The 24999-nt window shown below is 39.2% G+C and carries 27 protein-coding genes; 18 read left to right on the plus strand and 9 right to left on the minus strand.

Annotated features, from left to right (window positions below):
- The first annotated feature begins 21 nt into the window (after window positions 1–21).
- The 7 genes from M3P19_RS13660 to M3P19_RS13690 all read left to right on the plus strand — a co-directional run bounded on the left by M3P19_RS13660 (window position 22) and on the right by M3P19_RS13690 (window position 7249).
- Window positions 22–1251 (plus strand): 3-phosphoshikimate 1-carboxyvinyltransferase, encoded by a 1230-nt coding sequence (locus M3P19_RS13660; protein WP_249658249.1) that lies wholly within the window; start codon window positions 22–24, stop codon window positions 1249–1251.
- 86 nt (window positions 1252–1337) lie between these two features.
- Window positions 1338–2387 (plus strand): tRNA preQ1(34) S-adenosylmethionine ribosyltransferase-isomerase QueA, encoded by a 1050-nt coding sequence (gene queA / locus M3P19_RS13665; RefSeq protein ID WP_249658250.1) that lies wholly within the window; start codon window positions 1338–1340, stop codon window positions 2385–2387.
- Window positions 2388–2468: 81 nt separating this feature from the next.
- A complete protein-coding gene (gene rlmN, locus M3P19_RS13670; protein ID WP_249658251.1) occupies window positions 2469–3509 on the plus strand; it encodes a dual-specificity RNA methyltransferase RlmN in 1041 nt (346 codons plus the stop codon).
- A gap of 150 nt (window positions 3510–3659) precedes the next feature.
- On the plus strand, window positions 3660–4637 hold the full coding sequence (locus M3P19_RS13675) for a polyprenyl synthetase family protein (RefSeq protein WP_249658252.1): 978 nt from the start codon (window positions 3660–3662) through the stop codon (window positions 4635–4637).
- Window positions 4638–4735: 98 nt separating this feature from the next.
- Window positions 4736–5308, plus strand: a complete 573-nt coding sequence (locus M3P19_RS13680; RefSeq protein WP_249658253.1) for an RNA polymerase sigma factor — start codon at window positions 4736–4738, stop codon at window positions 5306–5308.
- Window positions 5309–5315: 7 nt separating this feature from the next.
- Entirely contained in the window at window positions 5316–6035 is a 720-nt protein-coding gene (locus tag M3P19_RS13685) for a hypothetical protein (protein ID WP_249658254.1), read from the plus strand.
- A gap of 89 nt (window positions 6036–6124) precedes the next feature.
- Window positions 6125–7249 (plus strand): hypothetical protein, encoded by a 1125-nt coding sequence (locus tag M3P19_RS13690; RefSeq protein ID WP_249658255.1) that lies wholly within the window; start codon window positions 6125–6127, stop codon window positions 7247–7249.
- Window positions 7250–7295: 46 nt separating this feature from the next.
- Here the strand turns inward: M3P19_RS13690 and M3P19_RS13695 are convergent, their stop codons facing one another.
- The 3 genes from M3P19_RS13695 to M3P19_RS13705 form a co-directional block, all read right to left on the minus strand.
- Complete coding sequence (locus M3P19_RS13695) at window positions 7296–7556, minus strand: zinc-ribbon domain-containing protein (RefSeq protein ID WP_249658256.1); 261 nt, start codon at window positions 7554–7556, stop codon at window positions 7296–7298.
- Between the two features lie 105 nt (window positions 7557–7661).
- Entirely contained in the window at window positions 7662–8027 is a 366-nt protein-coding gene (locus M3P19_RS13700) for a DUF805 domain-containing protein (protein WP_249658257.1), read from the minus strand.
- Window positions 8028–8263: 236 nt separating this feature from the next.
- Window positions 8264–9034 (minus strand): class I SAM-dependent methyltransferase, encoded by a 771-nt coding sequence (locus M3P19_RS13705; RefSeq protein ID WP_249658258.1) that lies wholly within the window; start codon window positions 9032–9034, stop codon window positions 8264–8266.
- Window positions 9035–9187: 153 nt separating this feature from the next.
- On the opposite strand from M3P19_RS13705, the gene dnaG reads away from it, so the two are divergent.
- Complete coding sequence (gene dnaG / locus M3P19_RS13710; protein ID WP_249658259.1) at window positions 9188–11161, plus strand: DNA primase; 1974 nt, start codon at window positions 9188–9190, stop codon at window positions 11159–11161.
- Window positions 11162–11220: 59 nt separating this feature from the next.
- Here dnaG and M3P19_RS13715 read toward each other — a convergent pair whose 3' ends face one another.
- Together M3P19_RS13715 and nadE are read right to left on the minus strand one after the other, a co-directional pair.
- On the minus strand, window positions 11221–11850 hold the full coding sequence (locus M3P19_RS13715; protein WP_249658260.1) for a response regulator: 630 nt from the start codon (window positions 11848–11850) through the stop codon (window positions 11221–11223).
- A gap of 154 nt (window positions 11851–12004) precedes the next feature.
- Window positions 12005–12793 carry an NAD(+) synthase gene (nadE, locus tag M3P19_RS13720; protein WP_249658261.1) on the minus strand — a complete coding sequence of 263 codons (789 nt, stop codon included), beginning with the start codon at window positions 12791–12793 and terminating at the stop codon, window positions 12005–12007.
- Here nadE and gldB point away from each other — a divergent pair.
- Together gldB and gldC are read left to right on the plus strand one after the other, a co-directional pair.
- On the plus strand, window positions 12767–13837 hold the full coding sequence (gldB, locus tag M3P19_RS13725) for a gliding motility lipoprotein GldB (RefSeq protein ID WP_249658262.1): 1071 nt from the start codon (window positions 12767–12769) through the stop codon (window positions 13835–13837). The genes nadE and gldB overlap by 27 nt on opposite strands.
- Window positions 13838–14176 carry a gliding motility protein GldC gene (gene gldC, locus M3P19_RS13730; RefSeq protein WP_249658263.1) on the plus strand — a complete coding sequence of 113 codons (339 nt, stop codon included), beginning with the start codon at window positions 13838–13840 and terminating at the stop codon, window positions 14174–14176.
- On the opposite strand, the gene M3P19_RS13735 is transcribed toward gldC, so the two are convergent.
- Both M3P19_RS13735 and M3P19_RS13740 read right to left on the minus strand, forming a co-directional pair.
- The gene (locus M3P19_RS13735) at window positions 14177–14671 is read right to left on the minus strand and encodes a hypothetical protein (protein ID WP_249658264.1); all 495 of its coding nucleotides are present in this window, start codon (window positions 14669–14671) and stop codon (window positions 14177–14179) included.
- 4 nt (window positions 14672–14675) lie between these two features.
- The gene (locus tag M3P19_RS13740) at window positions 14676–15023 is read right to left on the minus strand and encodes a DUF3307 domain-containing protein (RefSeq protein ID WP_249658265.1); all 348 of its coding nucleotides are present in this window, start codon (window positions 15021–15023) and stop codon (window positions 14676–14678) included.
- A gap of 180 nt (window positions 15024–15203) precedes the next feature.
- On the opposite strand from M3P19_RS13740, the gene M3P19_RS13745 reads away from it, so the two are divergent.
- Entirely contained in the window at window positions 15204–15572 is a 369-nt protein-coding gene (locus tag M3P19_RS13745) for a GTPase (protein WP_249658266.1), read from the plus strand.
- Here M3P19_RS13745 and yihA read toward each other — a convergent pair.
- Window positions 15560–16168 (minus strand): ribosome biogenesis GTP-binding protein YihA/YsxC, encoded by a 609-nt coding sequence (gene yihA / locus M3P19_RS13750; RefSeq protein WP_249658267.1) that lies wholly within the window; start codon window positions 16166–16168, stop codon window positions 15560–15562. The two genes, M3P19_RS13745 and yihA, sit on opposite strands and share 13 nt — an antisense overlap.
- Window positions 16169–16249: 81 nt before the next feature.
- Window positions 16250–17014 (minus strand): alpha/beta fold hydrolase, encoded by a 765-nt coding sequence (locus M3P19_RS13755; protein WP_249658268.1) that lies wholly within the window; start codon window positions 17012–17014, stop codon window positions 16250–16252.
- 265 nt (window positions 17015–17279) lie between these two features.
- Between M3P19_RS13755 and M3P19_RS13760 the strand changes: the two genes are divergently transcribed.
- The 7 genes from M3P19_RS13760 to murD are packed head-to-tail and all read left to right on the plus strand — an operon-like array spanning window position 17280 to window position 24996.
- Window positions 17280–17735 carry a division/cell wall cluster transcriptional repressor MraZ gene (locus M3P19_RS13760; RefSeq protein ID WP_249658269.1) on the plus strand — a complete coding sequence of 152 codons (456 nt, stop codon included), beginning with the start codon at window positions 17280–17282 and terminating at the stop codon, window positions 17733–17735.
- A complete protein-coding gene (gene rsmH, locus M3P19_RS13765) occupies window positions 17728–18630 on the plus strand; it encodes a 16S rRNA (cytosine(1402)-N(4))-methyltransferase RsmH (protein ID WP_249658270.1) in 903 nt (300 codons plus the stop codon). The genes M3P19_RS13760 and rsmH overlap by 8 nt, the downstream gene beginning before the upstream one ends.
- Window positions 18631–18639: 9 nt before the next feature.
- Window positions 18640–18957, plus strand: a complete 318-nt coding sequence (locus M3P19_RS13770) for an FtsL-like putative cell division protein (RefSeq protein WP_249658271.1) — start codon at window positions 18640–18642, stop codon at window positions 18955–18957.
- Window positions 18957–20966 (plus strand): penicillin-binding protein, encoded by a 2010-nt coding sequence (locus tag M3P19_RS13775; protein WP_249658272.1) that lies wholly within the window; start codon window positions 18957–18959, stop codon window positions 20964–20966. Before M3P19_RS13770 ends, M3P19_RS13775 begins: the two co-directional genes overlap by 1 nt.
- Window positions 20963–22426 (plus strand): UDP-N-acetylmuramoyl-L-alanyl-D-glutamate--2,6-diaminopimelate ligase, encoded by a 1464-nt coding sequence (locus tag M3P19_RS13780; RefSeq protein WP_249658273.1) that lies wholly within the window; start codon window positions 20963–20965, stop codon window positions 22424–22426. Before M3P19_RS13775 ends, M3P19_RS13780 begins: the two co-directional genes overlap by 4 nt.
- A gap of 14 nt (window positions 22427–22440) precedes the next feature.
- Window positions 22441–23661 (plus strand): phospho-N-acetylmuramoyl-pentapeptide-transferase, encoded by a 1221-nt coding sequence (gene mraY / locus M3P19_RS13785; RefSeq protein ID WP_249658274.1) that lies wholly within the window; start codon window positions 22441–22443, stop codon window positions 23659–23661.
- Complete coding sequence (murD, locus tag M3P19_RS13790) at window positions 23662–24996, plus strand: UDP-N-acetylmuramoyl-L-alanine--D-glutamate ligase (RefSeq protein WP_249658275.1); 1335 nt, start codon at window positions 23662–23664, stop codon at window positions 24994–24996.
- Window positions 24997–24999 lie beyond the last annotated feature (3 nt).

The following is a 24999-nucleotide window of genomic DNA, read 5'->3' on the forward strand; positions in this document are numbered from 1 at the left end:
TTTCAACCAAATACCAACGCTTTGAAACTGAAATTGTCCTTTCCCAGCGATAAGAAAATCACGAAATCCGTGGCCATAACTGGTTCCAAAAGTGAGACAAATCGGTCCTTGCTTTTGCGGGCCCTTTATCCAAACATCAAGATTGAAAACCTTTCAAACTCTGATGATGGTGAGGTCATGCAAAAAGGCTTGTCAATCAGTAAGGGTATTGTGGATATTCACCACGCAGGAACGGCTATGCGTTTCTTGACCGCCTATTTTGCTTCCCAAGCAGGAAAAGAGGTTACCTTGACCGGCTCTCAAAGAATGCAAGAAAGGCCTATCAAAGTGCTTGTTGAAGCGCTTCAAAGTATGGGGGCTGACATTACCTACATAAAAAATGAGGGTTATCCCCCTATACAAATCAAGGGTAGGGCATTGGACAAAAGTGAAGTCAGATTACCTGCCAATATTAGTAGTCAGTATATTTCTGCCTTATTGATGATCGCACCAAGTTTGCCCAATGGTTTAAAATTGGACTTGGTGGGCAAAATAACATCAGTTCCATATATCAAAATGACTTTGGGTTTATTGCGTCAAATAGGAGTTGAATCGCATTTTGATGGCAATATGATTACCGTTTTACCAAAGCCAGCAGTGGAAGAAAGTACATTGGTCGTGGAATCTGATTGGAGTTCAGCAAGTTACTTTTACAGCATTGCAGCACTTAGTGAAGTTGGGTCCCAAATAGAATTATCAGCCTATAAAGAAAATTCCCTTCAAGGAGACAGTGTTCTTTCCACCATTTATAGGGATTTTGGTGTTGAAACTACATTTGAGGACAATAAAATACTTCTTAAAAAAGCGAGAGAATGTGAACTTAAAACTGTTGCATATGATTTGGCCAATGCACCAGATATTGCACAGACCATTTCAGTTACCTGTTTTGGTTTGGGAATGGGCTGTCATCTAACCGGTTTGCATACGTTACCCATCAAGGAAACCGACCGTTTAGGTGCCATGAAAACAGAATTGGAAAAAGTAGGGGCCACTGTGGAAATTAATCATGAAAGCCTGACACTTAAACCATCCACACGAATTGTTTCAGGGGCAAGCATTGATACGTATCACGATCACCGAATGGCGATGGCATTTGGCCCACTTGCACTTAAAACCACCCTTAAGGTCAATGATGCGGGCGTAGTTTCTAAATCCTATCCGGACTATTGGAAGGACCTGGAAATCCTAGGTTTTCAAGTAGAAAAGCTGTAATTCGCATTTAATCATCAATTTACTTGACATCCCCTATGTCGAGATTGTATATTTGCGCTCTTTAAAATTTACCAAAACAAGTCTACATGAAATTATCAAACTTCAACTTTGAATTACCAAATGATCTATTAGCAGAATATCCTGCGGAAAACAGGGACGAGGCAAAATTGATGGTAATTCACAGGGAAACGGGAAAAATTGAGCATAAAATGTTCAAAGACCTAATCGATTATTTTGATGAAGGAGATGTGATGGTGTTGAACAATACCAAGGTATTTCCAGCCAGACTATATGGGAACAAGGAGAAAACCGGAGCTAGGATTGAAGTGTTCTTACTACGTGAATTGAACCAAGAGCAACGTCTGTGGGATGTTTTGGTTGATCCGGCACGGAAAATCAGAATAGGGAACAAATTGTATTTTGGAGAAGACGAGAGTTTAGTGGCTGAAGTTATTGATAATACCACTTCAAGAGGAAGAACTTTACGTTTCCTTTATGATGGATCTTACACTGATTTTAGAAGAAAATTGAGAGAATTGGGCCAGACCCCACTTCCCAAGTACATTAAAAGAGATGTTGAGCCAGAGGATGAGAACCGCTACCAAACTATTTATGCAAAATATGAAGGAGCAGTAGCTGCACCAACAGCTGGATTACATTTTTCCAAGCACCTTTTAAAAAGATTGGAGATCAAAGGGATTGATTTTGCCGAAGTAACACTTCATGTTGGTTTGGGAACCTTTAACCCAGTTGAGGTTGAGGATTTGTCAAAACATAAAATGGACAGTGAGGAATTGGTAATCGATGAAAAAGCCACTGATATTGTAAATAATGCGAAAAGTAGTAAAAGGAAAGTTTGTGCAGTAGGAACAACGGTAATGCGAGGATTGGAAAGTGCGGTTTCTTCGGAACATACTCTTAACACATTTGAAGGATGGACCAACAAGTTTATTTTTCCACCCTATGATTTCAGTATTGCCAATTGTATGATTACCAATTTCCACTTGCCAAAATCTACATTGTTAATGATGGTTTCTGCATTTATTGGTCATGATTTAATGAAAAAAGCGTACAAACAAGCAATCTTGGAACAATACAAATTCTACTCCTATGGAGATGCAATGCTTGTACTATAGGTACTGATTGTTAAGATAAATTGAAAGATTCTATCCCGATTGGCTAAGCTTTTCGGGATTTTTCTTGACTATATTTAAGGAATGGAAGTCAAAAAAAAGGATATAAGGGCATTGACCAAGGAACAACTTCGGGATTTTTTTGTTTCCCAAGGCGACAAGCCGTTCCGAGGAAACCAAGTCTATGAATGGCTGTGGCAAAAATCCGCTCACTCCTTTGATGCGATGTCCAATATTTCCAAAGCTACCCGAAAGATGTTGGAAGAAAACTTCGTAATCAATCACATACGGGTAGACCAGATGCAACGAAGCGCTGACGGGACAATCAAAAATGCAGTACGACTTCATGATGGTTTGGTAGTTGAATCTGTTCTAATTCCAACCGATACAAGAACTACCGCTTGCGTATCCAGCCAAGTTGGGTGTAGTTTGGACTGTAAATTTTGTGCTACAGCAAGGTTAAAACGGATGCGTAACCTCAATCCTGATGAAATTTATGATCAGGTAGTTGCCATTGACAATGAAAGTAGATTGTATTTTGACCGTCCGTTGAGCAATATTGTATTCATGGGAATGGGAGAGCCGCTCATGAACTATAATAATGTACTCAAAGCGATTGAGAAAATAACGTCCCCTGAAGGATTGGGGATGTCACCTAAACGTATTGTGGTGTCCACATCGGGAGTGCCCAAGATGATAAGGAAAATGGCGGATGAGGAGGTGAAATTTGGTCTGGCTGTATCCTTGCATTCAGCAATTGATGAGGTTCGTACCAATATTATGCCTTTTAATGCCACGTTTCCATTAAAAGACCTCAGAGAAGCCCTTCAATATTGGTATGCCAAAACCAAAAACAGAATTACATACGAATATGTGGTTTGGAAGGGAATAAATGACACCCAGGAGGCGGTGGATGCTTTGGTGAAATTCTGCAAATTTGCACCTAGTAAAGTCAATCTTATTGAATACAACCCCATTGATGACGGTGCGTTTCAGCAAGCGTCCGAAGCTGCGGTCAGTATGTATACACGAACTTTGGAAAAAAATGGCATCACGGTGACGGTAAGACGCTCTAGGGGCAAGGATATAGATGCGGCTTGCGGACAATTGGCGAACAAACAATAAGTCAATACCATACCTTTCAATTTATCCAATGTCATCAACAGTTTACCGATGCTTTGAACCTACTGGCTTAAATCTTTGGTTATCCTGTGCTGAACTCTCGCTTTTTCCCTACTTTTAGCCTCCAAAACGCAATTAACTAAAGGCATTGCATTGAAGGTAGTTTCGCAGATCAAGGAACCCATTGAACGGGAAATGCAACTTTTTGAGGAGAAGTTTCTAAAATCGATGTCCTCTAAGGTGGCTTTGTTCAATAGAATCACCTTTTATATTGTGAATCGTAAGGGCAAGCAAATGCGCCCTATGTTTGTTTTTCTCACCGCTAAGATGATCAATAACGGTCAAGTAAACGAGCGAACCTATACCGGAGCCTCCATTATTGAATTGATCCATACGGCCAGTTTGGTCCATGATGATGTGGTGGATGATAGCCACAAGCGAAGAGGCTTCTTCTCTATTAATGCATTATGGAAAAACAAAATCGCAGTTCTGGTTGGGGACTTTCTGTTCTCCAAAGGCGTGCTGGTTGCGTTGGAAAACAAGAACTATGACTTGTTGCACATCATCTCCAATGCAGTTAGGGATATGAGTGAAGGGGAATTGCTCCAAATTGAAAAGGCAAGATTACTTGATATTACAGAGGAGGTTTATTACGACATCATAAGACAAAAGACAGCTACACTTATTGCTGCATGTTGTAGCATGGGCGCATGTTCTGTAAGGCCTGATTCAGAAGAAGTGGAAATTTTCCGAAGATTTGGGGAGCTTTGTGGTATGGCATTTCAAATTAAGGATGATCTCTTTGATTACGGAGAAGAGAAAATCGGGAAGCCAACAGGTATTGACATCAAGGAGCAAAAAATGACCTTGCCTTTGATCTACGCCTTAAATCAAAGTGATAAGGAGCAACGGCGTTGGCTTATCAATTCCATAAAAAAGCACAATAAAAATAGAAAACGCGTAAAAGAAGTAATCGGCTATGTTAAGGAAAAAGGCGGATTGGAATATGCGGTTTCAAAAATGCTCGAATTTAAAGACGAAGCCCTATCGCTTTTAGATAAATATCCCGATTCTGAATACAAAAGTGCGCTTACCTTGATGGTCAATTATGTAGTTGACCGTAAAAAATAAGTCTGTCCTACATCTTTTTTTAAAAAATTTCGATTCCCAGGCAACGGTTTTGAAAGCGGGCGCGTCTATCTTTATAACAATCCAAACGAGAACCACTGTTGAGAATTGTTCCATTATATACCAATGAGAAGCAGCTGATCAGAAAGGCAATTTCTGGTGACCGCAATTATCAGAAATTGCTTTATGACCGATTTGCACCAAAAATGCTTGGTGTCTGCCGGCAATACATTCGAGATGTTCAGTTTGCAGAGGATGTAATGGTGAATGGATTTGTGAAGGTGTTTCAAAATCTGGAATCCTTTCAATTTAAAGGAAGTTTTGAAGGCTGGATTCGGAAAATAATGGTTAGGGAAAGCATTTCTTATGTACGAAAGAAACAGTTTGTGGTATATGATGATGAAGTAGTTGAAACTGGAAATGCCAGTAGCACGGATAGCCACTCGTTATTAGATGCTGAGTATGTTCAAAAATTGATTGATAAGCTTCCTGAAGGATATAAAATGGTGTTCTTACTCTATGCGATAGAGGGCTATAAGCATAATGAAATAGCTGAAATGTTGAAAATATCCGAGGGCACATCAAAATCACAGCTATTCAAGGCTAGGAAAATGTTGCAAGAGAATTTAAAGTTACAAGGGGTTACGGGTTCAAAGAAATCCCTGAAAAAATAGAGGAGTCATGGAGAAATTGGAAAAACACATAAAAAAGGAATTGGAAACAAGGGAAATAACACCCAGCAAGGATGCATGGGAAAAAATTTCCCATCAGTTGGAACCAGCACATAAGAAAGGTGCTGGGTTTTCATATAAATATGCGGTAGCTGCAGGTTTTATAGGACTGTTGATTGCATCACTATTTTTCTTGAACACGCAATCAGAAAAAGAACCAATTCAATTGGTAGAGGAAAATAATGAAGAGGTTCCGGTTTTATCCACTGACAAGAAAAATGTGGATCTAGCTAAAGAAATTACTACGGAAGCTATTGTGGAAGTCGTTGAAGATGAGCCAAAAGAATCGACTTCAAAACAACCAATCAATATTGCACCAAAAGTTTTAAATGCCAATGAAATTGCCTCCAAACAGGAAGTGGATCAATTGACCCTGGATGATGCGAACCCGTTGATTTCGGAAAAAATAAATGAAGTTTTCGCTCAAGTGGCATTGTTGGAGCAAATCAATGAAAATGTCAGTGATGCAGAAGTAGATTCCCTTTTGCGAGCTGCTCAAGCGGAAATCATTAAGGAAAAAGTATTTCAAGACAACGGGAGTATAGATGCCATGGCCCTATTAACAGAGGTAGAAGACGAATTGGATGCTTCGCTACGTGATCAACTATTCGATACGTTGAAAGATGGTTATTTCAAACTGCGAACTGCAGTTGCTGACCGGAACAATTAGAATTTATTCATCAATCAATCATACCTTTTTGCTTCCCCCTCGGAACTTTCGTTTTGAGGGGACTCAAGGAGGGTTAATCTTAATCAAACATGAGAATTATTACCATTTATTTATCGGCATTTTTACTACTGCTTATTACGCAACAAATGACCGGTCAAGAGGATTATAAACGTCAAATTGAAAAATTAAAAGATAAAAAGGAACAAATAGCCCACGAAGAAAAGGAAGCCTTAAAGGAAGAAGTCCGCGATATCAATGATCGCATGGACAACGGCGATTTAAGCGAGGATGAGGCCAAATTACTCAAAGCAGAAGTAGCCAAAAAACGTGCTTTGAATATTGAGAACCGTGTTGCAATTATTGACAATCAAATAGCAATTTTGGAAAGGAACAAAGGACGAGGTATAAGTATCTTGGATGGTGATACCCAGTTTTTTGAAGAAGATGGATTTTCAATACGTATTGATGGGGAGCCCATATTTATTGGAAACCATAGGCGATGGGAACGGGAAGTTAAATATGATAGGCGAACACATTCTGATTTAGTTGTTGCTTTTGGTTTAAATAATGCAATTATAGAAGGGGAGTCGTTTAATGATAGTCCATATACTTTGTTTGGGAGTAAATTTTTTGAAATTGGATATTCTTGGACTACTAGAGTGTTTAAAAACACTAATTGGCTTAGGTTCAGATATGGTATTTCATTTCAATTCAATGGACTAAAAACGAATAATCAAGTCTTTTCGGTAGTACAAAATCCCGATATATTGAATAGCTCATCAGTGGTGTTAACTGATGTAAGAAGTTTCACCTCTTCCGGTAGTTTTAAAAAAGTGAAACTTAGGAAAGACAGTTTCATCATACCTTTATTCCTTGAATTTGGCCCATCAGTTAGGAAAGATCATGGAAACTATTTTCGTTACTCTACAAGGGATCAATTCAAAATTGGTTTAGGAGTATTCTATGGATACAATTACAAAACCATCCAAAAAATTAAAGAAGGAGATGCGGTAGTTGAAGATTTCGAGTATTTGCAATCGTTGTATCCATTGTCCAACTCTGTAGATACTGGAGATATAGGAGGAATCTCAGCTTATGCCGGTGTAGGTGAAATGACGTTATATTTTAAGTACGAGATTAACGATTTGTTTTTTGAAAGCTTTGATCAACCCAATCAAAACAATATTTCTTTAGGCCTTCGGTTCGATTTATAACCATTACGTAAGAAAAGCGTAGCTGGTATGGACTGTGTTTATCAATTCAACTAGCTGCGCTCTTATAGTCCTGTAGGGCCTTTTTCATTTCTTGGGAAAACTCCTCTTTGTAAAACCCCCTTTTACAATGACCACATTCCGCAAATTGGGACGTGCCAATTGGGATGATGGGTATCCAAAATAAATGGATGAAATTTGTTTGTGAAATTGCCGTTAATGACCCTGTTTGATGGCAATGTGGGCAATTTACACCTACCAATTGTTTCGTCACTTTTTTCCCAGTTCTTGTTCCGAAGAAGAAAATCATTCTTTTTTAGAATGAAATTACGATATTCAAAAAATACTAGGAACTCAGAGCATGTATTAAATCTTAAATTTTTAAGGTACAAATATGAGGTTGATATGCATTGGATTAAGTTGTTGCGGCCTTAGGGTTGGGACCAAACTCATTGTCAATTGGATCACTATCCTTGATCATTAGTATAAGCAACCAAATACCACCTATAACAGGCACTAGTCCAATGAATATCCAGGTCCAGTTTTTTCCAATATCATGCAATCTTCGGACGCAGACAGCTACCCCGGGAACCAATGTGCCGAGGGCGTAAAGCGGATAAAGAATACCCATTCCGCTATCTGCAAGGCCGGTTACAATATCCAAGGTCATGGCAATTCCTGCGAAAAGCATATTAAATAACAAGAACATCCAATATTCCTTTCGTCTTGCTCTTCCATTAAAATCTGCGTACTGTTTCAGTACTTTTAAATACCATTTCATAATTAAACTAGTTGGTTATCCTACTCGTATGGCTTTTCGGTTCCGCCCCGTTTGTGGTTTCTGGTCTCCAGATTTATTTTAGAAAGTAATGTAGTTGTGCAAAAAAAATTGAAGTGATTTGACGAATGACCAATTTGAGTTGATGGATAGGGTATTTTGAAGTCATGTTAACCTAAAAAAGAATAATCTTGAATAGGTTACCCTCGGAATTTGTTGGCCATTTTATGAGCTAAAGGTTAACTGCTTTTTTTGCATAAGTAAATTGACTCTGAATCCAATAATCCATATTTGTATTTTTCTTCTGGAGTAAATTGAGATGAATAATCAATCACATCTACCTGAAAACCTACATGTTCTAGACGCCATTTAAAATCCTTCCCATACCACCGCACATGGTCTTTTTGTCCAAATGCTATTTTCCTTTCACTCGGTTTGGTGATTCTCCGGTCCTCATACGTGTTTTCTAAAGTGGGGTGGATTGGTACCTGAATAATTGCGAAACCTTTTTTGTTCAATACGCGATGCAGTTCTTTCATCGCCAGAGCATCATCCAGGACATGTTCTAATACGTGATTACAGAGGATAAAATCAAAGTACCCAGATTCAAACGGAATGTTTGTAATATCTACTTTTGACACGTTCACGGGACCTTTCCATTTGTATTTGTTGGGTGTTAAATCACATGGCTTATAGTTTATCCCTTTTATTGAAGAAAAGTAATTGTAAAAAAACTTCTCAGGTGCAAAGTGCAATATTTTGTAATTAGATGCATTGTCCGTAAAACTTCCTAATTCGTTTTGGAAAAACAAATGCAATAGACGATGCCGCTCAAGAGATCCGCAATTTTTGCATCTTGCATTTAAACGCTTGGGCTTACCGAAATTCATGAAATTAGAAAATCTTGAACTGCAGATTGGACATAAAACACCCTTTGAATTCAATGTAATTGCTGATTTGGAATGCTCTTTTACGCTTCCTGACCAAAACTTTAATGTCCTTGGCTTCATAGTTGTAGAAGATTGGTTTAGTGCAGAAAGGTGGAATTGTTTTTGAAAAATGTGGAGGATAAATTGATCAATGACCGCTATGATCTGACGAATGATATCTAATTTTGGAAATCCGTTTTTTAATTACCTTTAGAGGCTCAATAATTCCAGATATTGATTTCCAAAACAACCATAGATCAAGTTTATGAAACCGCTCGCGTAGAAGAGGTGATCGGGGATTATGTGCAATTGAAGAAATCCGGGTCCAATTTTAAGGGACTAAGCCCTTTTACCGATGAGCGTACTCCGAGTTTCATGGTATCTCCGGTAAAACAGATATGGAAGGATTTTAGTAGTGGGAAAGGTGGTAACGTTGTGGCCTTTTTAATGGAACACGAACACTTTTCGTATCCAGAGGCCATAAAATACTTGGCCAAGAAATACAATATAGAAATTGAGGAAACCGAGCAAACCGATGAACAAAAGGAGCAAGCCAATGAAAGGGAAAGTTTGTATTTGGTGTCTGAACATGCACAAAAGTACTTTGAGGAAACACTTTGGGAATCGGAACCAGGCAAGGCCATAGGGTTGACCTATTTTAAAGAACGGGGCTTTACTGATGAAACCATTAAAAAGTTTGGATTGGGCTATAGCCTTGATGAATGGGAGGCATTTACCAATTCGGCCATAGAACAAGGTTACCAGCTGGAGTTTTTAGAGAAAACCGGCCTTACGATAGTTAAGGAACAAGCTTCAGGTGAATCCAAAAAGTTTGATCGTTTCAAAGGGAGGGTCATGTTTCCTATTCACTCCATGAGTGGGCGTGTTTTGGGCTTTGGAGGTCGGATACTTACAAATGACAAAAAAGCCGCCAAATATCTTAACTCACCGGAAAGTGATATCTACCATAAAAGCAAAGTGCTTTACGGCATATACTATGCAAAGCAATCCATAGCGAAAGAAGACAATTGCTATTTGGTAGAAGGTTATACGGATGTCATCCAAATGTACCAAAAGGGGGTGCATAATGTTGTTTCTTCAAGTGGTACTGCATTGACTCCGGAACAAATCCGACTCATCAATCGACTTACCAAGAACATTACGGTGTTATTTGATGGTGATGCTGCTGGTTTACGTGCGTCTCTGCGCGGTATTGATTTGATTTTGGAGCAAGGAATGAATGTCAAGGTCTGTACATTCCCAGAAGGGGAAGACCCTGATAGTTTTGCCAAAAACAATACCTATGAAGATATGGTGTTGTACCTGGAAGAAAATGCCAAGGACTTTATCCAGTTCAAGACATCACTGTTGGTCCAAGAAGCTGCCAACGATCCCATTAGACGTGCGGATACAGTAAGGGATATTGTCAATAGCATCAGTAAGATACCCGATCAAATTAAAAGGGAAATCTATATTCAGGAATGTGCCAAACTCATGAGCATTTCTGAAGAAGTCCTCTACAACACGCTCGCACAAATCACAAAGAAGGATATTGCTGATGCTACCAAAAAAGCAAAACAAGAGCAAAAACCTTTTGAAGTTGTTAAATCTGAAAAGCCAACTGAGAAAGTAGATGTGCAATACGAGCTGGAGAAACAGATTATTGAACTGTTATTACTTTACGGTAGTCAAAAGCAAGAGTTTGAAGACTTGGTATTAAAGGAGAACGAAGAAGGGGATTTGGTACTTGAGCCAGAAATTGTGGAAGCCAAAGTCTATGAAAAGGTATACCTGGATTTACAGGAGGACGAAATAGAGTTGACCAACGATCAGTTTAGATCTATCTACTATAAATTGATCGAAGATTTAAATGAGAAAGAAGAATTTACCGTGAACAGCTTTCTTTCTAACTTGGACCAGGAAATGGTTAGTGAGGTATCTTCCATTTTGATGGAAGAAGAACGCTATGTATTGCACGATTGGGAGCGTAAAGACATCTATCCAAAGGATAAGGGACTTGGGATTGCCCAATTAGTTGGTGAAACCATACTTACGTTACGATGTAATTTGATTAAAAACAGAATCAAACAACTCCAAAAAAATACAGAGGGGAACAACGGTGATAATTCTGAAGTGCTCGAAGAGATTGTAAATTACCTTCAACTGAACAAGCTCCTCAATGCAAAACTGAATCGAGTGCTCTCTTAACAAAAAATCCCGCACTTTAAGCACGGGATTCAATTAAATAGTACGTATTAAATATTGGTTTAGTAAAGTTCCAATGCTTTGGCCTGCTGTAACAGGTCCACTAAGTTATCTACGTTTAGCTTCTTCATTAAACGAGCTTTGTAGGTGCTTACCGTTTTTTCGTTTAAATTGAGTCCTTCGGCAACTTCTTTGTTTCGTTTTCCGCTTGCCAATAATTTAAGAACTTCCACTTCTCTAGAGGATAGTTTTCTAAAGAATCTACGTGGTTTTTGGGTTCCTTCATCAAATGCCAATCTTTGCGCAAGTTCATTTGTGATGAACATGTTTCCTTGGCTAACTTTTCGTACAGCGGTTACAATGTAATCCAAGTCTGCACTTTTTGAAAGATAACCAAAGGCACCGGCGCGAATGGTACTTAAGGCATAAACATCTTCGGATTGTCCACTATACATTAGGGTTTTAACGGAAGGATACTCTTGTTTCAGTTTTCTTAAGGTGGCAATTCCATTGATTTCAGGAATGTCCATTTCCAACATAACTACGTCGGGGGAAATTTTGTCCAATGTTTCAAATAAATCTGTGGTAGTGGAAACATCAGCAATGACCTCAATATCTGAACTATGCTCGAGGACCTGCTTTAGGCCCAAGCGAACAATGGGATGGTTGTCAGCTATTAATACTTTAATCATTTGGTTTGAGTTTTACTTTGTTTAGTACTTAATTACTTACGTGGCGTAGCAGGCAAGTTAACAAATTGGGAACGTAAAACTGTAATTTTTTTCTTAAAACCTTAGAATTTCTGGGGTTTTTTTCGTCTTAAGCTGGGTTTTTTCGGTCAAAATGCTACTTTAGGCTAGCAGGAATTTCACAAATTGGTATCGGAATCATCTTATGCCTATTCGCAGTATTAAACTTTTTGTAAATTAAGAAAACTTCTTTTTGTCTGTCAGAAAAATCGTCAGAAGTCTTTCCTTGATCGTCCATTTCCATAGCCCACTCCAATTCTGGGTATGAGGCACCAATCTGGTCTTCATCGGTTCTACTGTCTCCCCATAGACCATCTGTTGGCGCAGCTTCCATAATATCTTGATTTACCCCTAAGCTATCGCCAATGGCATAGACTTCGGTTTTCATTAAATCCGCAATGGGGCTTAAATCTACCCCGCCATCCCCATATTTGGTGTAAAATCCAATTCCAAAGTCTTCCACTTTGTTGCCTGTTCCCGCGACCAAATAGCCCTCCAAAGCTGCAAAATAGTATAAGGTAGTCATGCGCAGGCGCGCTCTGGAATTTGCCAAAGACATAAAACGCTCTTCTTCGTTATCAACTGAAGGCAATGCAGCCACAAGATTATCAAATACTGGAGTAAGGTTTACCGGCTGCCTATTTACATTTGGGAAATGCTCCATGAGCCAATTGATATGTTTATCGGCACGGGTCACCTGATTGGCACCTTGATGAATTGGCATTTCCACGCAAAGTAATTCTAGTCCCGTTTTTGCGCATAGGGTTGAGGTTACCGCTGAGTCGATTCCCCCGGAAACACCAATCACAAAACCTTTGCAATTTGCATTGGTTGCGTAGTCCTTTAACCAATTCACAATATGATCAATCACCTTTTCAGTTTGCATTTCTTTCTTTTTAGATTCAATAAATTACCTTTGTGCCCTGTAAATTTAAATGCTGCGGTGCTAAAAGTAAAGAGCTTAACAAAATACTTTGGATTACGGTTTTTAGTCGGTTGTCTATTCTTGGGATTTTCATGTAAGCAAGAGGATAAAACCAAATTGGAAATTGAAAAAATTCCTGTAAATCTTAATATCTCTAGGTTTGACAGGGAATTTTCACAGGCTTCAGCAGAAAACTTGGGAGAATTAAAGCAACAGTATCCTTATCTATTTCCTGCACAATTCCCGGACAGCATCTGGTTGGCAAAACTATCAGATACGATTCAAATAGAATTATCGGAAGAAGTTGAAATGGAATTTGGCGATTTTAAAGCTGAAGCCGATGCATTGACCCAACTTTTCAAACATATCAAGTATTATTTTCCACAAACCTCGGTGCCAGAAGTTGTCACCATAACTTCGGACGTACGCTACAATGACAGGGTAATTTTGACCGATACCTTGTTGTTATTGGGACTTGATTGTTATTTAGGGCAAGATCACCGTTTTTATCAAAGTATCCAGAGATATGTGGCCACGGGGTTGGATAAAAGATACATCGATTCAGATGTTGCAAGTGCTTTTGCCAAAAAAGTGATACGTTACCCACGAAATAGAACCTTTCTTGCTCGGATGGTGCATTACGGGAAAGAATTGTATTTGAAAGACCGCTTGTTACCAGAAGCCAAGGATGCGGATAAAATTGGTTATACCGACGAAGAAATGGAATGGGCGTTGGCAAATGAAGAACAAATCTGGCGTCATTTTGTGGAAAGAGAACTATTATATAGCACGGATTCCAAATTGGACCGAAGATTCCTTGATCCAGCTCCTTTTTCAAAATTCCAATTGGAACTGGATAATGAATCCCCTGGACGCTTAGGTAGGTATATGGGATGGCAAATAGTACGGGCATTTATGAAGAACAATGATTTGAGCCTACAGCAGATGCTGTCCGTATCAGGAGATGAAATTTTTAGAAAATCGAATTACAAACCAAGAAAATAAATGGCAGTAGCACATACATCAGAGATAAAGTTGACCGTTGGACTTGATGAAAATCGTATCCCTGAAAAACTCAATTGGTCAGCACAAGATGGGGGAGTGGTAAATGAAGAAGCAAAAGCTATGATGCTTTCTGTTTGGGATAGTAAAAATCAAGAGTCCTTAAAAATTGATTTATGGACCAAGGATATGCCTGTGGATGAAATGAAAGTGTTTTTCCATCAAACTTTGGTGACCATGGCAGATACATTTATGAAAGCTACCCAAGATGAAAAAATGACCGCTACCATGCGGGATTTTTGCGAATATTTTGCTGAAAAGCTGGAAATCCAAAAGAAGTGATTACGCTATAGGATGGTCTAAACGATTGAATTTATCCCGATCATCCCCACGTAATTGTAATCCCTTTTCAATCTTATCCTTAGTGGGCCTTAGTATATACAGATAAAGTATCAGTATAGCTGCTATATATAAATAGGTAAGATTGTTGGTTTGAAAAAAGGCAACGGCTGCAAGAAAAGCCGGACCTTCAATCAAGGCATATTTTATAAGGGAAGCGGTTTGAAACTTGGCCAATTTGTTTTGAAGCGAATCAGCTTTCCTTGCTGCAATCAAGCTTTGTTTGAATAATAAGTTTCCCATGAATATTCCCGAGAGCGCAATTATAGGAACTACCAGCATAAAAGTATCATCGGTATTGGAGTAGTCCAGAAAAGTATCTTTCGCCTGAGCATATGCAACAAAACCAAAAAGCGTTGGTGCTGATAACAAGCCTAAATGTATAATGGTTATGGTTTTTATAAAATGGCGTGGAGTAAGTGCGGTTTGGTTCTGCATTTGTTCAGATTAAGTTGTCGATGTTTAAATATGTTAGGTATAGACAGAGTCCGTGGACCAATTGATCAAAACCTAATACAGGATAAAATAATCTTGCATTGTCCTGGTATTTCAATGCAAGTTTACTTGTAAAAAAGTCGGTGATTAGGTGCAGCAAGCCATTGATCACAACGAATAAAATGGCTTCATTGATTGCAAATATGAAAAATGCAAAAATACCCAGTATAAGACTGTACGTAGCTACATGGATTCCTAACCATTTAATACTGACTCCTTTGTTCAAAGCCATTTTTGAGCTTTGTAAGACATAATCCCCAATCCAATGTGCTATTAAAATCACCGCAAACTGCATAGGGTCAAGATAGTATTTCGCTTGAGTAATACCTAATCCAATAAATTGATGTTTGGAGAATTTATACTTTTAGGTTGGGATTTGGATAACGTGTTAGTTACTACCGTAATTGTAGACCATTAAGAAGCAAATCTTTGTTTACATCTTCATTTGGTTTAACTAAAAAAGGAAAAAAGAAAATTGGAAGAATTCAAATTGTTGTTTGTTTATAATGCCAACTCTGGCAAAAGAAATGCACTGTTGGATACTGTGCATAAGGTTTTTAGTCCGTCTACATACCAATGCAGGTTATGTGACATTACATATGGGTTGATGACTGAGAAAAAAGAATGGAAAAATTTTAGGAAAACCAGTGGCATTCAAATGGAATTTCTTCATAAAGATGAATTCTTTATGAAGTATGGTCATAATTTTGGCTATCCAGCTATTATTCGCGCTGATAAGAACGGATTGCAAGAACTCATATCTTCAGAGGAATTGGCGTATTTGAGTAATCCAAGTCAACTGATAGATTTGATAATGGAAAAAATTTCGAATCAGTTGGTGTAGAATCCGTTATTGATTTCTCCAATATAACTTAACAACGCATCTCTGCCCATGTGTTTGGAAGATGAGGTCACAAAGTGTGGAGGTGCTTCTGCCCAAGCACCTTCTAATAGTATCCTTAAATAGGTGTTCACATGATTGACTATGGCACCTGGCTTTAATTTATCTGCCTTTGTGAATATAATTGCAAAAGGAATCCCATTGGTACCTAACCATTCCATGAATTCCACATCTATAGGTTGGGGTTCATGTCTTATATCTACCAAAACAAATGCGCAAACCAATTGCTTACGCTTAACAAAATACTCCGTGATATACTTCTGAAATACTTTTTTGTCTTTTTTGGAAACACGTGCATAGCCATAGCCAGGTAAATCCACCAGGAACCAATTCTTATTGATTTTGAAATGATTGATAAGCTGGGTTTTCCCTGGTCTGCCAGAGGTCTTGGCCAAATGCTTGCGTTCCATTAGCATGTTGATCAATGAGGACTTTCCAACATTGGATCGTCCAATGAAGGCATATTCCGGTAACGGTTCGTTAGGGCATTTAGCCACATTGGAATTGCTCATTACAAATTCAGCCGAGGTAATCTTCACGCAAATGGGATTTAATAATCAGAAACAAAGATACATACAAGTTGCATCTTCCATTGCTGTGTGCAAATGAGTCAGGTTAGTTTAGAAATTTCTTTGGACCAACCAAGCTTCCAATATCTTGTTGAATTCATCAGGATGCTCCATCATTGGGGCATGACCACATTTCTCTATCCAGAATAAATCAGAATCAGGTAGTAGTTCGTGAAATTCCGTGGCAACATTGGGTGGAGTTACAGAATCATTTTCTCCCCAAATAATGCAGGTAGGCGTATTCATATGTGGTAAGTCCTTGGACATATTATGTCTAATGGCACTTTTAGCTATCGCCAAGGTCTTTACCAATTTCATGCGGTCGTTCACAGTGGCAAAAACTTCGTCCACTATTTCTTTTGTGGCAACAGCAGGGTCATAAAAAACATCTTGAGCTTTCTTTTTTATGAATTCGTAATCCCCGCGTTTAGGATATCCATCACCCATGGCACTCTCATACAGTCCAGAACTGCCAGTGATTACCAATGCCTTAACTATTTCAGGATACATTTTGGTGTGCAACAAACCAATATGGCCGCCCAAGGAATTTCCCAAAAGGATAACATCGTTCAATCCTTTGAATTCTATAAACTCTTTTAAGAATTTGGCAAAGTTTTTAACCGTTGTCTTTAACATCGGCATGTCATAGATGGGAAGCTCTGGAATAAGTACTTGATAACCTTTGGCTGGAAAATACTCAGTAACGCCTTGGAAGTTGCTCAAACCGCCCATTAATCCATGTAGAATGATCATTGGCGTTCCTTCACCTATTTCTATGTATCTGAATTTACCTTCCTCTATGATTTGGTCTTCCATCTATAGCACGTTGGTCTTGGTAGGCAAATATAGACAATTCAAACTACACAAAAATTGAGTTTTGACAGATCAAAATTGCGGTCAATTCCATCAATGGAATTGATGTCCAAAAACCTCAAAAAACAACTTGCGAACAATTTTGTGGTGAATTTCATGTATTTCAACTAAAAAGTGGAGTTTTTATTAACAAATGTGTTTTTAAGTGGAGAAATGTGGAAATAAAATCTATATATTTGAGTTATAGTTAATAACCAATTGAACATTCGTGACCCACATCATAGGACAACATGACTGTAAAGCTGATGCCAAAGGGAGGGTAATCTTACCCATTTCCCTGAAGAATCAGTTGTTGCCTGTTTTAAAGGATGGGTTCGTAATAAAACGCTCGGTTTTCCAGCAATGCTTAGAGTTGTATCCAAAACATGAATTTGATCTTCTAATGCAAAAAGTGCTTAAGAAAAGTAAGATCAATCGCAAGTATGATGCATTCGTAAGGAATTTTGTGGCCGGGATGAAGGAAGTTGCCATTGATGGTGATACGGGAAGACTCCAAATACCCAAAAACTTGGTGGGTTATGCCGAAATAGGTAAGGAAGTAGTGCTCAATGCGGTTTTTGACAAGATAGAAATCTGGAACAAAGAAATGTACGAGAAAGTCTTGGCAGAAGGTGAAAAGGACTACGCGGATTTGGCGGAGGAGATTTTTGCAGACGATGAATAGTGCATATCACAATCCTGTTTTACTGCATGAAACGGTAAGCGGGCTTGATATAAAAGAAAATGGAGTGTATGTGGATGTCACTTTTGGTGGCGGAGGACATTCCAAGGAAATATTGAAAAGGTTGGGGTCGGAAGGTAAGTTGTTTGCCTTTGATCAAGATGAAGATGCGCTGGCAAATGCTATCGAAGATGAACGATTTCAATTGATCAACCAAAACTTTCAATTCCTAAAACAATATTTGAAGTTCTATGGCATTCGGAAAGTTGATGGAATCCTAGCGGATTTTGGAGTTTCCTCACATCAGTTTGATGAGGGTGAACGGGGGTTTTCAATTCGCTTTAATGCGGCATTGGACATGCGCATGGATAGGAGTGGGAGTTTATCTGCCTTTGATGTGGTAAACACCTATTCCCAAGAAGATTTGGGGTCTGTGCTTTATCAATATGGCGAGCTTAGAAACGCAAGAGCCCTAGCTAAAACAATCGTTGAGGCAAGAGCTGAGGGTCAAATTAAAACCACGGATGATTTAAAATCGGTTTTATCCAAGCATTTGCCCAAAATGAAAGAGAACAAGATTTTGGCGCAAATCTATCAGGCGATTAGGATTGAGGTAAACCAAGAGATAGCAGTTTTAAAAGCATTTTTACTGCAGACACCAGAGTTATTGGATAAAGGAGGGAGATTGAGTTTGATCAGTTATCACTCATTGGAAGATAGATTGGTAAAACGCTTTATCCGCGCGGGCAAATTTGAAGGAGAGCCAGAAAAGGATTTTTATGGAAACATAGATGTTCCCTTTAAAAAGGTAGGAGGACTAATAGTTCCATCAAAAGAAGAAATAGCATTGAACAATAGGGCACGAAGTGCGAAACTCCGCATAGCGGAACGTATTTAAGAACACGTAATGAAAAAAGGACTACTGGACATACTAAAAGGAAAATTTTTGGTAAGCGGAGACGCTCCCAAGAATTGGATGTTTTTGCTGTTTGCTTCCTTTTTGGCTGCTATGATGATTTCCAGCAGTCATAATGCGGATAAAAAAGTACATGAGATCGCTGCCTTGAATGAGGAGGTCAGAAAACTCAAAAGTGAATTTTTTGAGTACCGTTCCACCGTACAACAATTAAAGTTGGAATCTACCCTTCGGGAAACAGTTGCCGATGCGGGTCTAGCACCTTCAAGTAATCCACCTCAGAAAATCAAAGTAAAGTCCGAAGATTAATGGCTATCACCGAAAAAAATATCATGAATCGCTTGTATCTGGTGGCAGGCTGTCTCTTGGTTTTTGCCATTGCTGTTGTAGCGCGTTTGGTGGATATCCAAATGGTGAAAGGTGACGATTATAAGGAATTGGCTTTGAGTAAGACCGAAAAAATGTTCACCATTGAGCCAAATCGAGGGAATTTGTATTCGGATGATGGGAGTCTTTTGGCGGCGTCCGTGCCGAAATATGAAATCCGATTTGACGCAAAGACAGTATCAGAGGAGAATTTTCAAGAAAATGTAGGTGCGCTATCTGATTCGTTGGGTGTGCTGTTCAATCGCCCTTCATCATACTATCGACAGCTATTTAGAAAAGCAAGGGCCAATGGCAACAGGTATAAATTGGTAGCACGAAATGTAGACTATTTGGATTATGTGCGAATCAAGCAGTTCCCATTGTTCAATAAGGGGCCATACAAAGGGGGCTTTATTGAAACCCATCGGGTGGTTCGGGAATATCCATTGGGGAAAATGGCTGCGAGGAGCATAGGTTATGAACGCGTAGATGAAAACGGCTACTATACTAGAGTTGGATTGGATGGCGCTTTTGGTGAACAATACTTGCGTGGCAAGGAAGGAAAGCGACTCAAGCAGAAGATAGCAAAAGGGCAATGGAAACCCGTGGGATTGGATAATATCGTAGAGCCACGGGATGGGTTGGATGTAATTTCCACAATAGACATCAATATACAAGACATAGCACATCACGAACTATTGGCGCAACTTGAAAAATATCAGGCCGATCATGGATGTGTGGTTGTGATGGAAACAAATACAGGCGAAGTAAAGGCTATTTCCAACCTTGGGCGGACTTCTGAAGGGAAATATTATGAGAAGCTAAACTATGCTATTGGAGAATCCCATGAGCCAGGATCTACATTTAAGTTAATGTCCTTGGTGGCGGCTTTGGAAGACAAGGTTATTGATACCAGCACCGTCATCGATACCGAAAAAGGACGCTACCGCATATATGATCGGGTTGTCAAGGATTCCAAATGGGGTGGGTATGGCAAAATCCCGGTATCTGAAGCTTTTGCGGTTTCGTCAAACACCGCATTTGCCAAAATAATCCATGAAAATTATAAAGAAACTCCAGGCAAATTTGTCAACCGCTTAATGAATATGGGGCTTCATAAAAAATTGGAACTGCCAATCATTGGAGAAGGTAAACCTGTGATTCGATATCCTGGTGACCCGGGTTGGTCCGGTATTTCATTAGGGTGGATGTCCCATGGCTATGAAGTATCCTTAACGCCAATCCAAACATTGGCATTTTATAATGCTATCGCAAATGACGGGGAGCTGGTAAAGCCACGATTGATAAAGGCTGTAAAGGATGGTAGCAAGGTTATCGAGTACTTTGATAAAGACGTATTGATACCGTCAATTTGTTCTAATGAGACAGTGTCCAAGGTAAAGCAACTAATGAAAGACGTGGTTGAGAAGGATTATGGAACAGGACATCGATTGTATTCCAAAAGTTTTTCCATGGCTGGGAAGACAGGAACCACACAAAAGAACTATGTGGCCAAGGATCCAGATAGATTGGCATATATCTCGTCTTTTGCGGGATACTTTCCTGCTGATAACCCAAAATACTCCTGCATTGTGGTAATTCATGAGCCAGATAAGAGTGTAGGTTATTATGGCGCTGATGTTTCAGGACCTGTGTTCAAATCCATGGCTCAGAAAATATATGCTACATCCCCGATCATAGATGAGGTAAAGGGAAAGGCATTTGTAGAGGATGAATTGGATGCAGAATATCAATCGTATTATGCGCAAGTGCAGAAAAAGTACAGCCAGGTACCTAACGTAAAAGGTATGTGTGGTATGGATGCAGTTGCCATATTGGAAAACCTTGGGATGCAAGTGGAGGTGATTGGAAATGGAAAGGTGAAAAAACAATCAGTCAATCAAGGAACAGCTATTAACCAGGTAACAAAAATTGTACTGGAACTTTCGTGAAATTGTTAAAGGACATACTATTTGGAGTGCGCTTATCTGCGGTGAGTGGGGATACCAACGTTATGGTAAATCAAATCCATTTTGATTCCAGAAAAGTTGAAATGGATGATTTGTTCGTAGCGGTTAGAGGTACGATAACTGATGGGCATCAATACATTCAAAAGGCAGTTGAATCTGGAGCGCGGGCTATTGTTTGTGAAGAATTGCCAGAGTTGATGGTGAACGGTGTGACCTACATCAAGGTTGCTGATAGCAATAGTGCATTGGCCATCTTGGCTTCAAACTATTTTGATAATCCATCCAAGAATTTAAAGCTGGTGGGTATTACCGGGACCAATGGGAAAACTACGGTAAGTACCCTTTTGTACAATCTTTTCAAAAAAGCGGGTTACAAAGTCGGGCTAATTTCAACCATCAAGGTCATGGTGGATGATAAAACATATAAGACAAGTCATACTACGCCAGATGTATTGACCATCAACCAACATCTATCGGAGATGAATGATGAAGGTATAGAGTATTGTTTTATGGAAGTCAGTTCACACGGCATCCATCAGAAACGGACAGAGGGCTTACATTTTACAGGTGCAATTTTCACCAATCTGTCACATGATCATTTGGATTACCATAAAACTTTTGCGGAGTATCGTGATACCAAAAAAAGGTTGTTTGATAACCTTCCTAAATCAGCTTTTGCCTTAACCAATATTGATGATAAGAATGGTAAAATCATGTTGCAGAATACCAAGGCAAAAAAGCAAACCTATGCCTTGAAGTCTTATGCGGATTTCCGAGCCCAAATTTTGGAAAGGCAGTTCAACGGTCAATTGCTGAAAATTGATGAGAACGAGATTTGGACAAGGTTGATAGGTGATTTCAATGCATATAACCTATTGGCAATTTATGCAACTGCAGACCTACTGGGTCTTGAAAAAATGGAAACATTAAAACTTATCAGTGAGCTGGAAACAGTTGACGGTAGGTTCCAATATTTTATATCGAAAGAGAGAATTACGGCTATTGTTGATTATGCCCATACGCCGGATGCACTAAAAAATGTATTGGTTACCATCAATGCATTGAGGACTGGAAATGAAAACGTCATCACCGTAGTGGGGTGTGGTGGTGATCGTGACAAGTCTAAGCGTCCGGTTATGGGTCATATCGCCTCAGAAATGAGCAATCAAGCAATTTTCACATCGGATAACCCTAGAACTGAAGACCCTGAAACCATTATCGAGGAAATGGAAGCGGGTGTTGAACCTCAAAATACAAGGAAGGTGTTGTCTATTGAGAACCGCAAACAAGCCATTAAAACGGCTTGTAAACTGGCTTTGGCCAATGATATCATTTTGGTTACGGGAAAAGGGCATGAAACCTATCAGGAAACCAATGGGGTGCGAGTGGATTTTGATGATTTCAAGGAAGTTAAAGAGGCTTTGGAGAGCCTCAATAAATAGCGAAACGAGGACCTATGTTGTATTATTTGTTTGAATACTTGGAAAAACAATACCAGTTGCCTGGAGCGGGACTTTTTGGGTTCTTGACCTTTAGGGCGGCAATGTCCGTGTTGTTATCCTTGTTGATTGCAATGGTTTACGGTAAACGTATTATCCTCTTTTTGCAAAAACAACAAATTGGTGAGAGTATTCGTGATTTGGGACTTGAAGGACAAAAGCAAAAAGCGGGAACTCCTACCATGGGTGGAATCATTATTATCATGTCCACGTTGATTCCGGTTCTACTTTTCGCAGACTTGAAAAACATCTATGTGATCCTGCTTATCGTCACCACAATTTGGATGGGGATTATAGGCTTTATCGACGATTACATCAAAATTTTCAAAAAAGACAAGAAAGGACTTAAAGGTCGCTTCAAGGTAATGGGCCAAGTGGTGCTTGGTTTGATCGTAGGTTCCGTCATGTACTTTCATCCGGAAGTCACTATTAAAGAAAAGGATGGTACGCGAATCACGGAAAGCTTTGCTGTTGAAAAAGTATTTGGTCAAGAAACCAAGGGTGTAATGACCAATGTTCCTTTTTTCAAGGATAATGAACTTAACTATGCCGATTGGATTTCTTGGATGGGTGAGGGTATGGAAAGTTATGCCTGGCTAATTTTTATCCCAGTTGTGATCATCATTGTAACCGCTGTATCCAATGGCGCTAATCTAACAGATGGAATAGATGGTTTGGCTGCTGGATCGTCGGCAATCATGGTTTTGACCCTGGGAATTTTTGCATGGGTCTCCGGGAACATCCAGTTTTCAGATTATCTAGATATTTTTTACATACCACGAGTAGGGGAATTGTTGATTTTCATTGCAGCATTTGTTGGGGCATTGATTGGATTCTTGTGGTACAATGCGTATCCAGCTCAAGTTTTTATGGGGGATACAGGAAGTTTGACCATTGGCGGGGTTATAGCCGTAATTGCAATTATTGTTCGTAAGGAATTGTTGATACCAATCTTGTGTGGCATATTTTTCGCCGAGACGCTGTCAGTAATGTTGCAGGTAAGCTACTTCAAACGAACAAAAAAGAAATACGGTGAAGGAAAGCGACTTTTCCTTATGGCACCCTTGCATCACCACTATCAAAAGAAATTATATCACGAAAGCAAAATAGTCACACGATTCTGGATTATCGGGATTTTGCTAGCAGTAATAAGTATCGTCACCCTAAAAATTAGGTAGATGGCTTTATTAGTGGTGCTTGGTGGTGGAGAAAGCGGAGTTGGTACCGCCATTTTAGGACAAAAAGTGGGATTTGAAGTTTTTGTCTCGGACAAAGGCGAAATAAAAGATAAATACAGCAAAGTTCTTGAACATTTTGAGATTGAATGGGAATCTGGACAGCATACAGAAACAAAGATTCTAAATGCTGATTTGGTGATGAAAAGCCCTGGTATTCCTGATAAGGTGCCGTTGGTACAAAAACTGGTTGAAAATGGCGTTCCAGTGATTTCTGAGATTGAGTTTGCCTCAAAATATACTGATGCCAACTTGATTGGAATCACAGGAAGCAATGGAAAGACCACCACTACAATGCTTACGCATCATCTGCTGTTAGGAGGAGCGTTAAATGCTGGTATGGCAGGTAATATTGGTGATAGCTATGCTAAAATGGTGGCCGAGCAGAATTATGACCATTATGTGTTGGAAATCAGCAGTTTTCAGTTGGATGGAATAGTTGATTTTAAACCGCATATCGCGATTTTGACCAATATCACCCCAGACCATTTGGATCGGTATGAGTACAAATTTGAAAATTATATCGCATCCAAATTTAGGATAGCAATGAATCAAGAAGCATCGGATTACTTGATATACGATGCAGATGATCCGATTATAAGTAGTTGGCTGAATAAAAACCCAGTTCAATCCAAATTAATACCCTTTTCCTTAAAGGAGAAGCAACAAATTGGAGCTTGGCTTGATAACAATACGATTAGAATGAATGTAGAACATAAAACCTTGGAAATGAGTACAGATATTTTGGCCCTTGAAGGTCAGCACAACGTAAAGAACACCATGGCTGCAAGTTTAGCGGCATTATTGGTGAACGTAAGAAAGGAGACTATCCGTCAAAGTATCCAGTCGTTTCAAGGGGTGCCTCATCGATTGGAAAAAGTTTTGAAAATCAATCATGTAGAGTACGTAAACGATTCTAAGGCAACAAATGTGAATGCAACCTATTATGCTTTGGATGGTATTAAAAAGCCATTGGTTTGGATTGTAGGTGGTGTGGATAAGGGGAATGATTATTCCGAATTGATGCCATTGGTTCGTGAAAAGGTAAAGGCAATAATTTGTCTTGGAATGGACAATTCAAAACTTAAAGAAGCTTTTGGGAATGTGATTGATTTAATGGTCGAGACCTATTCCATGGAGGAAGCGGTAAAAGTGGCCTATAAAATATCCGAACGCGGTGATGCTGTTTTGTTATCTCCAGCTTGCGCAAGTTTTGATTTGTTCGAAAACTATGAAGATCGGGGTAATCAATTTAAATCAGCCGTAAAAAATTTGTAAAAC

The organism is Flagellimonas spongiicola, from assembly GCF_023502425.1.
GTDB lineage: Bacteria > Bacteroidota > Bacteroidia > Flavobacteriales > Flavobacteriaceae > Flagellimonas > Flagellimonas spongiicola.

Excerpts from the sequence above, each read along its gene's own strand:
- queA (WP_249658250.1), top strand. The coding sequence starts at position 1,338 with ATGAAATTATCAAACTTCAACTTTGAATTACCAAATGATCTATTAGCA.
- rlmN (WP_249658251.1), top strand. The coding sequence starts at position 2,469 with ATGGAAGTCAAAAAAAAGGATATAAGGGCATTGACCAAGGAACAACTT.
- M3P19_RS13685 (WP_249658254.1), top strand. The coding sequence starts at position 5,316 with ATGGAGAAATTGGAAAAACACATAAAAAAGGAATTGGAAACAAGGGAA.
- M3P19_RS13690 (WP_249658255.1), top strand. The coding sequence starts at position 6,125 with ATGAGAATTATTACCATTTATTTATCGGCATTTTTACTACTGCTTATT.
- M3P19_RS13695 (WP_249658256.1), bottom strand. The coding sequence starts at position 7,556 with ATGATTTTCTTCTTCGGAACAAGAACTGGGAAAAAAGTGACGAAACAA.
- M3P19_RS13700 (WP_249658257.1), bottom strand. The coding sequence starts at position 8,027 with ATGAAATGGTATTTAAAAGTACTGAAACAGTACGCAGATTTTAATGGA.
- M3P19_RS13705 (WP_249658258.1), bottom strand. The coding sequence starts at position 9,034 with ATGAAGCCAAGGACATTAAAGTTTTGGTCAGGAAGCGTAAAAGAGCAT.
- M3P19_RS13715 (WP_249658260.1), bottom strand. The coding sequence starts at position 11,850 with ATGATTAAAGTATTAATAGCTGACAACCATCCCATTGTTCGCTTGGGC.
- gldB (WP_249658262.1), top strand. The coding sequence starts at position 12,767 with ATGATCAATCACCTTTTCAGTTTGCATTTCTTTCTTTTTAGATTCAAT.
- nadE (WP_249658261.1), bottom strand. The coding sequence starts at position 12,793 with ATGCAAACTGAAAAGGTGATTGATCATATTGTGAATTGGTTAAAGGAC.
- gldC (WP_249658263.1), top strand. The coding sequence starts at position 13,838 with ATGGCAGTAGCACATACATCAGAGATAAAGTTGACCGTTGGACTTGAT.
- M3P19_RS13735 (WP_249658264.1), bottom strand. The coding sequence starts at position 14,671 with ATGCAGAACCAAACCGCACTTACTCCACGCCATTTTATAAAAACCATA.
- M3P19_RS13740 (WP_249658265.1), bottom strand. The coding sequence starts at position 15,023 with ATGCAGTTTGCGGTGATTTTAATAGCACATTGGATTGGGGATTATGTC.
- M3P19_RS13755 (WP_249658268.1), bottom strand. The coding sequence starts at position 17,014 with ATGGAAGACCAAATCATAGAGGAAGGTAAATTCAGATACATAGAAATA.
- rsmH (WP_249658270.1), top strand. The coding sequence starts at position 17,728 with ATGAATAGTGCATATCACAATCCTGTTTTACTGCATGAAACGGTAAGC.
- M3P19_RS13770 (WP_249658271.1), top strand. The coding sequence starts at position 18,640 with ATGAAAAAAGGACTACTGGACATACTAAAAGGAAAATTTTTGGTAAGC.
- M3P19_RS13775 (WP_249658272.1), top strand. The coding sequence starts at position 18,957 with ATGGCTATCACCGAAAAAAATATCATGAATCGCTTGTATCTGGTGGCA.
- mraY (WP_249658274.1), top strand. The coding sequence starts at position 22,441 with ATGTTGTATTATTTGTTTGAATACTTGGAAAAACAATACCAGTTGCCT.
- murD (WP_249658275.1), top strand. The coding sequence starts at position 23,662 with ATGGCTTTATTAGTGGTGCTTGGTGGTGGAGAAAGCGGAGTTGGTACC.